At 75.3% G+C, this 13,662-nt stretch carries 13 protein-coding genes; 6 read left to right on the top strand and 7 right to left on the bottom strand.

Annotation, left to right across the window (positions count from 1 at the left end):
* Window positions 1-8: 8 nt before the first annotated feature.
* Window positions 9-542, bottom strand: coding sequence for a DUF1707 SHOCT-like domain-containing protein (locus Aru02nite_RS01885; RefSeq protein ID WP_203654326.1), 534 nt, complete (start codon window positions 540-542; stop codon window positions 9-11).
* A gap of 410 nt (window positions 543-952) precedes the next feature.
* Here Aru02nite_RS01885 and lysS point away from each other — a divergent pair, with 410 nt between their 5' ends.
* Window positions 953-2,629, top strand: a complete 1,677-nt coding sequence (gene lysS, locus Aru02nite_RS01880; protein WP_203654325.1) for a lysine--tRNA ligase — start codon at window positions 953-955, stop codon at window positions 2,627-2,629.
* Here lysS and Aru02nite_RS01875 read toward each other — a convergent pair.
* Complete coding sequence (locus Aru02nite_RS01875) at window positions 2,602-3,540, bottom strand: GlxA family transcriptional regulator (RefSeq protein ID WP_203654324.1); 939 nt, start codon at window positions 3,538-3,540, stop codon at window positions 2,602-2,604. The genes lysS and Aru02nite_RS01875 overlap by 28 nt on opposite strands.
* 121 nt (window positions 3,541-3,661) lie before the next feature.
* Between Aru02nite_RS01875 and Aru02nite_RS01870 the strand changes: the two genes are divergently transcribed.
* Window positions 3,662-4,564: an NAD-dependent epimerase/dehydratase family protein gene (locus tag Aru02nite_RS01870; RefSeq protein ID WP_203654323.1), complete on the top strand. Its 903-nt coding sequence runs from the start codon at window positions 3,662-3,664 to the stop codon at window positions 4,562-4,564.
* A 9-nt stretch (window positions 4,565-4,573) separates the two neighbouring features.
* On the opposite strand, the gene Aru02nite_RS01865 is transcribed toward Aru02nite_RS01870, so the two are convergent.
* Window positions 4,574-5,047 carry a hypothetical protein gene (locus Aru02nite_RS01865; RefSeq protein ID WP_203654321.1) on the bottom strand — a complete coding sequence of 158 codons (474 nt, stop codon included), beginning with the start codon at window positions 5,045-5,047 and terminating at the stop codon, window positions 4,574-4,576.
* 62 nt (window positions 5,048-5,109) lie between these two features.
* Here Aru02nite_RS01865 and Aru02nite_RS01860 point away from each other — a divergent pair, with 62 nt between their 5' ends.
* The 4 genes from Aru02nite_RS01860 to Aru02nite_RS01845 all read left to right on the top strand — a co-directional run bounded on the left by Aru02nite_RS01860 (window position 5,110) and on the right by Aru02nite_RS01845 (window position 9,211).
* Window positions 5,110-6,087, top strand: coding sequence for a helix-turn-helix transcriptional regulator (locus tag Aru02nite_RS01860; protein ID WP_203654319.1), 978 nt, complete (start codon window positions 5,110-5,112; stop codon window positions 6,085-6,087).
* A gap of 119 nt (window positions 6,088-6,206) precedes the next feature.
* On the top strand, window positions 6,207-6,533 hold the full coding sequence (locus Aru02nite_RS01855) for an antibiotic biosynthesis monooxygenase (protein WP_203654318.1): 327 nt from the start codon (window positions 6,207-6,209) through the stop codon (window positions 6,531-6,533).
* Window positions 6,530-7,276, top strand: a complete 747-nt coding sequence (locus Aru02nite_RS01850; RefSeq protein WP_203654316.1) for a pyrimidine reductase family protein — start codon at window positions 6,530-6,532, stop codon at window positions 7,274-7,276. Before Aru02nite_RS01855 ends, Aru02nite_RS01850 begins: the two co-directional genes overlap by 4 nt.
* A gap of 123 nt (window positions 7,277-7,399) precedes the next feature.
* Window positions 7,400-9,211 (top strand): ATP-binding protein, encoded by a 1,812-nt coding sequence (locus Aru02nite_RS01845; RefSeq protein ID WP_239076283.1) that lies wholly within the window; start codon window positions 7,400-7,402, stop codon window positions 9,209-9,211.
* Between the two features lie 187 nt (window positions 9,212-9,398).
* On the opposite strand, the gene Aru02nite_RS01840 is transcribed toward Aru02nite_RS01845, so the two are convergent.
* From Aru02nite_RS01840 to Aru02nite_RS01825, 4 genes are all read right to left on the bottom strand, one after another.
* Window positions 9,399-11,723 (bottom strand): glycosyl hydrolase family 95 catalytic domain-containing protein, encoded by a 2,325-nt coding sequence (locus tag Aru02nite_RS01840; RefSeq protein WP_203654315.1) that lies wholly within the window; start codon window positions 11,721-11,723, stop codon window positions 9,399-9,401.
* Between the two features lie 144 nt (window positions 11,724-11,867).
* The gene (locus Aru02nite_RS01835) at window positions 11,868-12,500 is read right to left on the bottom strand and encodes an ACT domain-containing protein (RefSeq protein ID WP_203654314.1); all 633 of its coding nucleotides are present in this window, start codon (window positions 12,498-12,500) and stop codon (window positions 11,868-11,870) included.
* Window positions 12,501-12,664: 164 nt separating this feature from the next.
* The gene (locus Aru02nite_RS01830; RefSeq protein ID WP_203654313.1) at window positions 12,665-13,123 is read right to left on the bottom strand and encodes a VOC family protein; all 459 of its coding nucleotides are present in this window, start codon (window positions 13,121-13,123) and stop codon (window positions 12,665-12,667) included.
* 40 nt (window positions 13,124-13,163) lie between these two features.
* Window positions 13,164-13,622, bottom strand: coding sequence for a helix-turn-helix transcriptional regulator (locus Aru02nite_RS01825; protein ID WP_239076281.1), 459 nt, complete (start codon window positions 13,620-13,622; stop codon window positions 13,164-13,166).
* Between the last annotated feature and the right edge of the window lie 40 nt (window positions 13,623-13,662).

The raw sequence follows: 13,662 nt of genomic DNA, 5'->3' as shown, positions 1-13,662 counted from the left end.
CTGCCGGTTCAGCGGCGGCGGGTGCGGATCTTGATGGTGCCGCCGACCTGACGGCCCGTGATCCGGAACCGCACCGCGCCGGGCGACGGCTCCGCCGGCACCTTCGACCGCAGCGTCCCCCAGCGGACCTCCAGCCCGCTGGTGTCCGCACCCGCCCCGGCCGGCAGTACCAGCGTGGTCGGGCCGTACCGGGTGTTCAGCTCCACGTCGACGCGCGCGGTACGGATGTCGGCCGTGGAGAAGTCCAGCACGGTCGGCCCGGCCAGGTTGTCGACCAGCATCGCGCGCGGCACCGTCCACCGGCCGGACCGGGACAGCTTGGTACCGCGGGCGCGCAGTTCCACGGCGGCGCCGTCGTCGGGCAGGTCCGCCACCAGCGCGCGCAGTTCCCCGTACGTGCGGGACGGGTAGAGCCGGTCGAGCCGCTGCTCGAACTCGTCGAAGTCGATCCGGCCCTCGGACAGGGCCAGGTTGAGCACGTCGGCGACGCGCTCCCGGTCGGCGTCCGAGGCGCGGGCCGAGTCGGCCGGCTCCCTGTTCATGACCGTCACCCTACGGCGCCCGCCGCCGCACCCGGCCGACCCTCCGGGATGACCGCGGCCGATCCGCCGGCGCGCACCGCCCGGTACGGGTTGACTGGAGGCATGATCTGCCAGGCCTGCCGGGACCGGCGGCACGAGGAGTGCCGCGGCCGGGAGTGGTGCGACTGCCAGCACCGCACCGGTCCGCGGCCACAGGAACCGGCGACCGGTCGGCCGGGCGAGTAGTATCACCGCCGATGATCTCCGGTACACAGACCAAACCGGGCCGGGCCCGCGCCGGCGACGCTGACTGACGCGTCGCCCAGGCGGCCCGGCGTCCGGTGTCGCCCGCAGGCACCCCCTCGCCGTGTACGCGGGTCCGGAGTGCGCGCCGCCGGTCCCCCTTCCCTGGCGTACCTGCGAGGTCATCGATGCCCGTACCACCGTCCATCCCTGCCGCCGGCACACCGCACCCGTCCGATCCGCCGGACGGCGCCGACTGGGTGACCCGCGCCGCCGACGAGGCGTACGCGGAGTACCAGGTGCGGGGCGGTGCCGGGCCGCTCGTCGTCGCCTCCGGGGTGAGCCCGTCCGGCCCGGTCCACCTGGGCAACCTGCGCGAACTGCTCACCCAGCACTTCGTCGCCGCCGAACTCGCGGCCCGCGGCGTACCGGTGGAGCACGTGCTGTTCTGGGACGACCACGACCGGCTGCGGCGGGTGCCGGCGGGCGTGCCCGCGCGGATGGCGGAGCACGTGGGGCGGCCGCTGGCCGAGGTGCCCGACCCGTTCGACGAGTACCCGAGCTGGGCGCAGCGGTACGCGGCGCCGCTGCGTACCGCGCTGGACCGGCTCGGGGTGCGGGTACGCGAGGTCGGCCAGTCCGACCGGTACCGCGCGGGCCACTACACCGACGCGGTACGTACCGCGATGGCGCGGCGGCGAGAGATCGAGGCGACGCTCGCCGCGGCGCGGGGCGGACCGCCCGACCCGGACGCCTGGCCGTACCGGGTGTACTGCCGGCGCTGCGGCCGCGACGACACCCGGATCACCGCGTACGACGAGGACTCCAGCGCGCTGCGGTACGCCTGCGCGGCGTGCGGGCCGGACGGTTTCCGGCTCGCCGACACCAACCACGGCAAGCTCGTCTGGAAGGCGGACTGGCCGATGCGGTGGGCACACGAGCCGGTGGTGTTCGAGGCGGCCGGCGCCGACCACGCCGCGCCGTCGTCGTCGGCCGGGGTCGGCCGGACGATCTGCCGCGAGGTGTTCGGCGCCCGGCCCCCGGTCTTCCTGGCGTACGGGTTCGTCGGCGCCCGCGGTACGGCCAAGCTGTCGTCGTCCGCCGGCGGGGCGCCCACCCCCGCCGACGCGCTCGCCATCCTCGAACCGGCCGTACTGCGCTGGCTGTACGCGCGCCGCCGCCCGCAGCAGTCCATCACCGTCGACTTCGGCACCGAGGTGACCCGCCTGTACGAGGAGTGGGACCGGCTCGCGTCCCGGGTCGCCGACGGTACGGCCGGGCCGGCGGAGACCCTCGCGTACCGGCGGGCGGCCGTGCCGGGGCTCGCCGCGGCGCGCCGCCCGGTGTCCTGGCGGCTGCTCAGCTCCGTACTCGACGTGACCGCCGGGAACCCGGCGCAGACGGCGCGGATCCTGGGCGCCGCAGAGGGCACCGACCTGCGCCTCGCCGACGTCGAGCCGCGCCGGACGCTCGCCGCGACGTGGCTGGCCCGGCACGTACCGGCGGATCGGCGGACCCGGGTGCGCGCCGCGCCCGACACCGACCGGCTCTCGGCGGTGACCGACGCCGAACGGGCCGCGCTCGACCTGCTCGTCGCCGACCTGCCCGGCTGCACCGACCTCGCCGCGCTCACCACCCTCGTGTACGGCGTGCCCAAGCGGCTCGCCGGGCTGCCCGCCGACGCCCCCGCCGACGACACCGTACGCGCGGCGCAGCGGTCGTTCTTCACGCTGCTGTACCGGCTGCTGGTCGGGGCGGACACCGGGCCGCGGCTGCCCACGCTGCTGCTCGCGCTGGGCCCGGACCGTACCCGGGCGTTGCTGGGGACCGGGGCGGATCAGGCGGCGCGGAAGCCCGCCCGGTAGGCGCTCGGGGTACGCCCGAGTTCGCGGGCGAAGTGGGCGCGCAGCGAGTCCGCCGTACCGAGACCGGCGCGGCGGGCCACCGTCTCGACGGGCAGGTCGGTGGTCTCCAACAGCCGCCGGGCGGCGTCGATCCGGCGCGCCAGCAGCCACCGCAGCGGGCTCAGCCCGGTCTCCCGGCGGAACCGGCGGGTCAGCGTCCGCACGCTGGTGTTGGCGTGCCGGGCCAGGTCGGTCAGCCGGATCGGCTCGGCCAGCCGGCCCAACGCCCACTCCCGGGTACCGGTGAGCGACGCGTCCGGTACCGCGGGGACCGGTGCCGCCGGCAGGGTCGCGTCCGCCGGGCGGGGCGGCGGTACGGCGAGCCCACCGGCCAGCGCACCGGCGACCGCCGCGCCGTGGTCGGCGGCGACGAGGTGCAGGCACAGGTCGACCGCGGCGGCGTGCCCGGCGCAGGTGTACACGTCGTCGGCCGCGACGAACAGCCGGTCCGTCACCACCACCCCCGGGTACTCCCGGCGGAACCGGTCGGCGAGCCCGGCGCCGATCGCCGCGGCCCGGCCGTCCAGCAGCCCCGCGGACGCCAGCAGGAACGCACCGGCGCAGGACGGCGCGACCAGCCGCGCACCGCTGGCGTACGCGGTGGTCAGGGCGGTGCGGACGCGCGGGTCGGGCGGGCCGAGGTCCGCGCCGCCGATGACGACGACCGTCCGCGCGCCGGCCAACGCGTCCGGGCCGCGCGGCACCGTGACACCCATCCCGCCGAGTACCGGGACGGGGCCGGGGTCGACCGCGCAGAACACCACCTCGTACGCCGGGGCGCCGGCGACGCGCGCCTGCCCGAGCACGAGGTCCGGTACGGACAGCTCGAAGCCGGTGACCGGTGGTACGGCAAGGACGGCGACGCGGTGCATGGCCCGATCCTCCGGGTGTCTGTCCGGCCGGCCCGTGGTTGCCGCACGGCCCGGACCGGAGGCTGAAAGGCGTCCGTGGCAAGCGAACCACGGCCCCACGACATTCATTCCGGAGGAACCGATGTCCCTGCACGTCATCGTCGGCGCGGGCGCGACCGCGCACGCCACCGCCCGGCTGCTCGTCGCGGACGGGGAGCGCGTACGGATGGTCAGCCGGCGCGGCGGGCCCGACGAACCGGGCATCGAGCGGACCGCGCTCGACGCCACCGACGTCGACGCCCTGACCCGGCTGGCCGAGGGCGCCGACACGGTGTTCAACTGCGCCGCCACCGCGTACCACACGTGGCCGGAGACGGTCCCGCCGCTGTTCGGCGCGATCCGTACGGCGGCCGAACGCACCGGCGCCGGCTACGTCATGCTCACCAACCTCTACGGGTACGGCCCGGTCGACGACGGTCCGGTCACCGAGGCGACGCCGCAGCGCGCGACCGGCCCGAAGGGCGGCACCCGCGCGGCCATGTGGCGGGAGGCGAAGGCCGCGCACGACGAGGGCCGGGTCCGCGCCACCGAGGTACGTGCCGGCCAGTTCCTCGGCGCCGGCGCGGTGTCGCTGTTCTCGATCTTCGTCGCGCCGCCGGTACGGGCGGGCCGGCCTGCGCTCGTCCCGACCGAGCTCGATCACCCGCACGCGTTCACCGCGATCGGCGACGCGGCCCGTACTCTCGTCGCGGCGTCCCGGAACGAGGCGGCGTGGGGCGCGCCGTGGCTCGCGCCGACGATCACCGCGACGATGCGCGAGCTGGCCACCCGGTACGCGGCGCTGGCTGGCGTACCGGTGCCCGAGCTGGGCACGCTGACCGACCGGGAACTGACGCTGCTCGGCCTGACCGACCCGTTCTGGCCGGAACTGTTCGAGACGCGGTTCATGGACACCGGCCGGTTCGTGGTCGACGCCGGGCACACCGAACGGACGCTCGGCGTCGCCGCGAGCCCCCTCGACGAGGTACTCGCCGAGATGCGGTGACCGCGGGTCTCAGTCGCCGACCGGGCCGTCCGGGAGTACGTCGGCGAGGTAGCCCGCGAGGTCGGGGCGGTGCGGCGCGAGCACGTGCCGGACCCAGGCGGTGCGTTCGTGCGCCAGCGCCGGCAGCTCCCACACGCAGCCGATCACCGCCCGTTCGACCGGTACGACGTGCGTCGGGTCGGTGTCCGGACACCCCAGGTACGGCTGGCCGGCGGCGGCCACGCGGCACTCCACGACGTTGCCCCAGACCCAGGAGTACGCGTTGACGTAGAGGGAGTCACCGCCCCGGTGCACCACCGCGAACCCGGCGGGCGGCGTCTCGTCGTCGGGCGGCGGCAGCAGCCCCGGCAGCGCCTCGTACGCGGCGGCCAGCATCGCCGGCGACAGCGGCCGGTCGAGCGTGTCCACGTGGTACGGCTTGATCGTGCGCCCGGCGAGTTCGACCGGGACGCGCGCCCGCAGGCGCTTCGGTGTGAACGGCATGGCGGCAGCCTGCGCCCCGGTCGCTGACGCCTGCTGTCAGTGGGTCGGGGGATGCTGTCGCCATGCGCGCCAGCCGACTGCTCTCCCTGCTCCTGCTGCTCCAGACCCGGGGCCGGCTGACCGCCCGGGAACTCGCCGCCGAACTGGAGGTCTCGGTCCGCACGATCTACCGCGACGCCGAGTCGCTGTCCGCCGCCGGCATCCCGCTGTACGCCGACGCCGGCCCGGGTGGCGGCTACCAGCTGCTCGACGGGTACCGGACCCGGCTGACCGGGCTGACCGGTGACGAGGCGGAGGCGCTGTTCCTGGCCGGGCTGCCCGGACCGGCCGCCGAACTCGGCCTCGGCGCGGTGGTCACCGCCGCCGCGCTCAAGCTGCGCGCCGCGCTGCCGCCCGAACTCCGGGACCGCGCCGACCTGATCCGGCAACGGTTCCACCTCGACGCGCCCGGCTGGTACCGGGACGCCGACCAGGTGCCGTACCTGGCGGCGGTGGCGTCGGCGGTGTGGGAGCAGCGGCGCATCCGCGTCACGTACCGGCGGTGGCGGGAACCGACGGACGTCGACCGCACGCTCCGCCCGTACGGGGTGGTGCTCAAGGCCGGCACCTGGTACCTCGTCGCCGGCGGCGCCGACACGCCCGAGCCGCGGACGTACAAGGTGAACCAGATCCTCGACCTGACCACGCTGGACGCCGGCTTCGAGCGCCCCACCGACTTCGACCTCCCCGCGTACTGGCGGGACCACATCAGCGACTTCCGCACCCGCCTGTACACCGGCGAGGCGGTGGTGCGGCTGTCCCCGCGCGGCCGGCGCCGGCTGGCGGAGATGGCCGCCGACCCGGTCACCGCGGCCGTCGACCGTACGGCGGGCGCGCCGGACGAGGCCGGCTGGGTCACCGTGACGATCCCGATCGAGTCGCTGCCGCAGGCCGAGGCGGACCTGCTGCGGCTCGGCCCGCACGCCGAGGTCCGCTCCCCCGCCGACCTGCGCGAACGCCTCGCCCGCGCGGCACGCGACCTTGCCGCCCTGTACGCCTGAGCGGCCCCCGCGGTGGCTCGCCGACCTGGCCGTTTCCGGAACGCGCCGCGTGGGCTGCCCGGTTCCGAGGGGCGAGTCGGACACCGGAGATGTCGGGGGTCGTCGTTAGGGTGCGGCGCATGGTGATCGAGCTGGCCGCGTTCCGGGTACGTCCGGGGGCGGAGGAGGCGCTGGTGGCGGAGCGCCCCGCGATGGTGGCCGCGCTGCGCGCCCGGTTCCCCGCCTGCCTCGCCGCGTACCTGACGCGCGAGGACGACGGGAGCTTCCTCGACGTGATCGTCTGGCGGGACCGGGAGTCCGCCGAGGAGGCCGCCCGGTTGGTCGACACCGTGCCGGAGTGCGCCGCGTGGTTCCGGCACCTCGCGTCGTCCGGCGGGCTGCGGCACGTCGAGGTGCTCGACGCGTGGCCCGGCGCGGCGCCGTCCGCCCCCGATGCGCGATCATGACCGGCATGTACCGACTGTGGCCGGATCCCGCCGCGACCGAGCTGACCGACGACGAGCTGCTCGGCTGCTACCTGCCGGCCGACCGGTCCCGGCCGTACGTCCGGGTCAACTTCGTGACCAGCGCGGACGGTGCCGTCAGCGTCGCCGGGTACTCCGCGGGGCTGTCCGGCGGGGCGGACAAGCGGGTGTTCGGCCTGCTGCGGAGGGTGTGCGACGCGGTCATGGTCGGCGCCGGCACGCTCCGCCACGAGGGGTACGGAGCGATGCGGCTCGGTGCGCGGAGCCGGGCGTGGCGCCGCGACGCCGGGCTGGCCGAGTACCCGCCGCTGGTGCTCGTGTCGAGCCGGCTGGAGCTGGACCCGGCGAGCGAGATGTTCGCCGACGCGCCGACCCGGCCGATCGTCGTCACGCACGGCGGTTCCCCCGTCGACCGGCGTACGGCGCTGGCCGAGGTCGCCGACGTCCTCGTACACGGGGACGCGGAGGTCGACCTGCCGGCGGCGCTGGCCGACCTGGCCGGGCGCGGCCTCACCCAGGTGCTGTGCGAGGGCGGCCCGCACCTGCTCGGCAGCCTCACCGCGGCCGACGCGGTCGACGAGCTGTGCCTCACCGTGTCGCCGCAGCTCGCCGGGCCCGGCGCCGGGCGGATCACCGCCGGCCCGCCGACCACCGGCCGGGGCCTGCAGCTGGCGCACGTCCTGGCCGCCGACGACAATCTCCTCCTGCGGTACGTGCGGGAGTGAGGCAGTGACGCGCACCGGGCACCGCGGTCCGCCGTACCCGACCGGGCGGTTCTGCGCGGGCCGGCGCGACCGGTGCGGCACGATGGTGCGGTACCGCCGGACGAGCAGGGAGTGTCGAAGGCCATGACCCAGGTCCAGCCGAGAGCCGAGGCGGACGACGCGGTGGCGTGGGAGGAGCTGTCGGTCGACGAGCCGCCGATCGAGCCCGGCGCGGTGGTCGGCCGCGTCCTCGGTACCGCCGACGCGACGCCGCTGAGCTTCTGGGTGGCCGTCCGGGCCGGGGCGTACCTGCAGCTCGACGACGTGGTCGTGACCGAGCGGGAGGTGCCGGGCCGGGAGCCGGTGATGATCGCCGGGGTGGTCACCCAGGTGCGGGCGCGGCACGAGGGCGCCCAGTTCGACTCGGACGTGTTCCTGATCTCGGAGGGCACGCTGCCGGCGCAGGTGCAGGAGGCGGCGGAGATCACGACGACCCGGCTGGAGCCGGAGACGTACGTGCCGCCCATGCCGGGCGCCGAGGTGCGCCGCGCCGCCGCCGACGAGCGCGCCACCGCGCTGTACTTCGACCGGATGGAGCGGCGGGTCGCGGTCGGCACCGGCCGCGACGGCGAGGCCATCTACCTCAACGCCGACTTCCTCGACGGCACCCGCGGCGCGCACGTGTCGATCTCCGGCATCTCCGGCGTCGCCACGAAGACGTCGTTCGCCACCTGGCTGCTGTACTCGGTGTTCGGCTCGGGTGTGCTCGGCGCCGAGGCGACCAACACCAAGGCGCTGATCTTCAACGTCAAGGGCGAGGACCTGCTGCTGCTCGACCACGCGAACACCCGGCTGGACGACCGGCAGCGCGCGACGTACGAGAAGCTGGGGTTGCCGGCGGAGGCGTTCGGTTCCGTCTCGGTGTACGCGCCGCCCCGCGCCGGCGATCCCGAGGGCACCCCGGACGTGGTCGCGCGGACCACCGGCGTCGACGCCTTCTACTGGACGGTGCACGAGTTCTGCGCCGACCGCCTGTTGCCGTACGTGTTCGCCGACGCCGACGACGACCGGCAGCAGTACACGATGGTGGTGCACCAGGTGGCGGCGAAGCTGGCGCGGGACGCGATCGAGGCGGAGGGCGGCGCGGCGGTCGTCTCCGGCACCGTCGTCCGGTCGTACGACGCGCTGGTGGACCTGCTGGTCGACCAGCTCACCGACGACGACACGCGCGCCGAGTGGGCCGGCAGCGCGATCGGCCTGGGCACCGTCAACGCGTTCATCCGGCGGATGGTGGCGAGCAAGCGCGACCTGGGCCGGCTGGTCCGCGGCGACCTGCCCGGCCGCCGGCCGCACGCGATCTCCACCGCCGACTCCGGCCAGGTCACCGTCGTCGACCTGCACAACCTGCCCGACCGGGCGCAGCGGTTCGTGGTCGGCGTGACGCTGAAGACCGAGTTCGAACGCAAGGAGAAGGCGGGCACGGCCCGGCCGCTGCTGTTCGTCGTACTCGACGAGCTGAACAAGTACGCGCCGCGCGAGGGCGCCAGCCCCATCAAGGACGTGCTGCTCGACATCGCCGAGCGCGGCCGTTCGCTCGGGGTGATCCTCATCGGCGCGCAGCAGACCGCCAGCGAGATCGAACGCCGCATCGTCGCGAACTCGGCGATCCGCGTCGTCGGCCGGCTCGACGCGGCCGAGGCGGGCCGCCCCGAGTACGGCTACCTGCCGACCGCGCAGCGCCAGCGCGCCGTACTCGCCAAGCCCGGCACCATGTTCGTCGCCCAGCCGGACATCCCCGTACCGCTGGTGGTCGAGTTCCCGTTCCCCGCCTGGGCGACGCGACCGTCGGAGGCCGGTGCGGCGCCGGAGGGGGCGGCCCGGTCCGCGGTCCAGCGCGCCGACCCGTTCACCGTGGTCGGCGCCAACTCCGACGACTACGACGACATCCCGTTCTGACCGCCGGCCGGTGAGGCGGTGCCGGCGCGGGCGGGCTGCCGACCTGGTCCACGGACGGCAGCCGCGGTGCCGCGGACCGGCCGCCGACCCTGTCCGCGGGCGTCGGCGCCGACGCCGACGGGCTGCCGACCCTGTCCGCGGTCGCAGTGCCCCGCATCCGGCCGTCCCGGCGGGCGGCGCACGGCGGTCAGGTGGGCAGGCCCCAGCCGGGGGTGCCGTTGCCGGCGACCGGGGCGATGACCAGGTCGGGGTCGACGCCGGCGGTGGTGAGCAGCACGTCGCCGCCGCGCGGCAGGTCGAGTTCGAGCATGCCGCCGAGGTCGCGGTAGCCGACCGGGTCGCCGCCCGCCAGCGCCTGCACCCGGTACGGCCGGGCCAGCCCCGGTACGACCCGGCACGGTTCCCCCGCCGTACTGCGGATGCGGACGAACCGGGTGCGTCCGGCGGACCGTACGGCGCTGACGCGGAATCCACCTTCGGCGCTCAGGTCGTGCACGGTGACGTCGGCCCAGCCGGACGGTACGGCGGGGAAGATCCGCAGCACGCCGCCCCAGCTCTGCAGCAGCATGTCGTGCAGTGACCGGGCGCCGGACAGCGGCGTCTCCAGGGCGGGGCCGCTCTCCGCGTACATCGTGTTGGGGGTGAGGTGGCGGTCGAACAGCTCGCCGAGGTAGCCGAACGCGCGGTCGCCGTCGCCGAGCAGCGCGCTCATCGACGCCGCCCCCGTGTACGTGTGGCCCTGGCGCGCGCCGGCCCGCCCGACCCACTGGTTCAGCGAGCGTTGCAACAGGTCACGACCGGTGGAGTCGGTCGGGTCGAGCAGGTGCAGCGGGTGGAACCAGAGCAGGTGCGAGTAGTGCGGGTGCGAGGAGGTGAGCCGTCGGGTGGCGCCGATCCACAGCCCGTCGGCGCCCTGCGGCGGCTCGACCAGCCGGTCCAGGACGTCCCGCCAGCGGGGCCGGAGCGGGTCGTCGACGCCGAGCCGGTCGGTGGCGTCGAGCAGCGTCCGGCAGCCCCAGGTGAGCAGCGCCAGGTCGTAGTTGCAGTCCGTGGTCGTCGCGTACTCCGGGGAGTACGTCGCGGGCAGGTGCAGCCGCCCGTCCCCGCCCTCGGTCAGGAAGTGCAGGTAGAAGCCGATCGCCTTGCGCAGCAACGGATACAGCACCTCGCGCAGCACCCCGTCGGCCATCCCGTGCCGGTACGCCAGCCACGCGGTGTGCAGCGCCCACGTCAGGTTGCCGACCTCCGGCGTGCCGGTCACCGACCCCGGCACCACCACCTCCGCGGTACGCAGGTCGTCCTGGCTGGCGCGGCCGATCCCCGCCGAATCCCCCCGGTACGCCGCCGGCACGTCCGCGACGAGCGCGTCCCGGCACCGGCGCAGCGTCGCGGTCAGCGAGTCCAGCTCACCGTGCCCGCTCGCGTGGATCAGCCAGTACGACAGCGGCACGGTGCGGTTCCACCCGGTGCCGGGCCACGGCGTCGGTTGCAGCCACTGCGCGCTCGTCGACACCACCGGCCGGTCGGCGCGGGTGGCGCTGGCCATCTTGTACAGCTGGATCCAGTAGAAGGACTGGGTGCGGTCGTCCGGCACGGACACGAAACTGCGCGGATAGAACCGGTGCCACCACTGCCGGTGCTCCCCCGCCGACTCCCCGACGGTACGCCCGGCGGCGGCACGCACCGTCCGCTCGGCCGTCGCGTACGCGGTGCGGTCGGGGTGGCTGGCGGCGACGCTCGCCACCAGGACGCTGACCGCGCCAGTGCGCGTGACCCGCCACACCGTCGCGTGGCCACCGCCGGCGGCCAGGTCCTGCACGCAGCTCCCGCCGGACGCGTCGAACCCGGCGACCGGCTCCGGGTTGTCCACCAGCCCGTCCGGCCGCGGCTGGTACGCCAACCGTGGACTCTCCGCCGGGTACGGCGTGAACGACCAGGACGCGGACCGCTCCCCCGCGTCCGGCCGCAGTTCCACCACGAGCAGGTCCCGGGTGGCGTGGACGAAGCAGCGCAGGCCAACCGAGCCGGCCGTGGTGGTCACCGTGCCGGACAGTTCGGCGTCCCACAGCGACAGGCGCAGGTCTACCGCGGTGACCTCGCCGACCGTCACCAGCGCCAGGTGCCCGACTCGCAGCCGGGCACCGCCGAACAGCGGGCCGCCCGCCTCCTGGTGGTCGCGCACCCGGTTGTCGCCCAGCTCGACCAGCAGCGCCCGCCGCGTCGCCTGCCGGTACACCGCGGCGCCGAGACCCCCGTTGCCCAGGAACGGCCCTTCGTAGAACGTGCCGGGCAGTCGGCGCCAGCGCGGGTCGGCACCGGCCAGGAACCGCGCCCACCCGGCATCGCCCATGGTGTCGTGCAGCCGCGGCGGACCGGCGTCGAAGCTCAGCGAAGGACCCGCATCCCCGGTGGTGGCCCGCGCCTCGCCCGGGACGGCCGTCGCGGCGGCGGTCCCGGCGGCGACCGTGCCGGCAGCGGCTCCGAGCAGACCACGACGAGAGATCCCGCGCATGATCGCCTCCAGGCGGTGCCCCTGCCACCGGGTCACTGCCACCGGCCGGGCGGGGGATCGGCGGCCGGAAACAGATACATGGGATGAATGGCCAACAATATCCCAGATGATCACGGCCCAGCAAGCATCGCCGGACCCGCGGAATCAGCCGGCCGCGGCCACCGTACGGTCCGTACCGAGGATGCCCGACGCCGCGTCGACCAACTGGTCCAACCGGTCCACCTCGGTACGGTGGAACGCCGGTCCGGCCGCCCGCGCCACCAGCAGCACCGTGCCGCCGGCGAGCGGCGCCATCGCCGCGTGCGTACCGTCCGGCAGCGTGTACCCGCGGGGCCGCAACGGCTCCAGCGCACCCACCGCCAACGCCTGCGGCGCCCGGAAACTGGCCCGCACCGCCGTCGGCTCCGGACCGCCACCGCCCAGCAGCACCGCCCACTCCGCGGCGAACAGGTCCGGCGCGGCGTCGACCAGCGTGCTCAGACCGCGGTCCGGATGCCGGGCGAGCTGGCCGAGTACGGTGGCGTCCGCCGCACGGGACACCGCACGCGGCCGCCACACCGCGAGCACCCGTACGCCCGGGATGACCTGGATGCGGTCGCGCAGCTCGTCGAGCGTCAGCGAACCGAGCCGCAGGGTCAGCTCGTCCACCGCCCGGCCGGAACCGGTCTCCAGCACCGACACCTGGAGGATGTCGGCGCCGAGTACGCCGAGGGTCCAGGCCAGGCGGCCCAGCGAACCGGGCGCGTCGGGCAGCGCGACGCGCGCTCGTACCAGCATGGTGGCCTCCTGTCGGCGGACGGAAACGGGCTCCGTCGTCGACAGTGGCCGGGCGGTGTTGCCGCGGTGTTGCGGAGCGGTGACGCCGACCGACGTGTGGCGACACCCACCCCGACGGCCCGGCGAGACATGCCGGACCGCCGGGACAGCGGGACCGCGCCGGGTCAGGGCGAGCTGGCAGCGGCGCCGTTGTGCCAGTCGAGCGAACGGTCCAGCTCCGCACGGGGCTGCGTGAGGCTGAACCAGTTACCGGAGTCGTCCCGGAACAACGCCTCCGTCCCGTACGGCCGGTCGGTGGGGTCCTGTACGAACGACACGCCCCGGGCGGACAGCTCGCGATGGGTGGCGCGGCAGTCGTCGGTGTGGAACGCCGCCGCGCCCAGCACGCCCTTCGCGATCAGGGCGCGCAGGTGGCCGGCGGACTCCGGGTCGAGCGCCGGCGGCGCGGCGAGCATCAACGCCAGCTCGATGTCGGGCTGCCCCGGCGGGCCGACCGTCAGCCAGCGCTGCGGGCCCATCAGCACGTCGTGCCGCACCTCGAAGCCGAGCTTCGTCGTGTAGAAGTCGTGCGCGGAGTCCTGGTCGAGCACCCACACCGTGCCGATGGCGAACGACATCGTCATGACATCCCCCCAAGTGGATCGTCGCGTCGTGCCCCCGACGCTACGACGCCAGCGGCGGCGCGGGCTTCTTCGAGGTTGCGCTCCCCGCGGCGAACCCGCCGCCCCACATCTGGACGAAGCAGGCCGGCACCGGCGGCACCCCGGAACTGCGTGCGGCGCGCCGGAACGCGCCCGGCGTCAGCCCCGTCAGCTCCTTGAACCGGGTGCAGAACGTGCCCAGCGAGCCGAACCCGACCAGCGTGCAGATCTCCGTGACGGTACGGTCACCGGCGCGCAGCAGGTCCTGCGCCCGCTCCACCCGCCGCCGCGTCAGGTACTGCCCGGGCGTCTCCCCGTACGCCGCGGCGAACGCGCGTACGAAGTGGTATTTGGAGTAGCCGGCGTGGCGGGCGAGCCGGTCCAGGTCGAGCGGCCGGGACCAGTCTCGGTCCAGCAGGTCGCGGGCCAGCCGCAGCCGACCCAGCCGTACGACGTCCGCGGACCACGGTCTGGCACCCATGCGGTGATGCTGGCACGACCCTCCGACAACGACGGCGGCG

It is taken from the genome of Actinocatenispora rupis (assembly GCF_016861975.1).
Classification (GTDB): Bacteria; Actinomycetota; Actinomycetes; order Mycobacteriales; family Micromonosporaceae; genus Actinocatenispora; species Actinocatenispora rupis.
The sequence above is the reverse complement of the archived record's forward strand: the minus strand, read 5'-3'. Positions and strand labels throughout refer to the sequence as shown.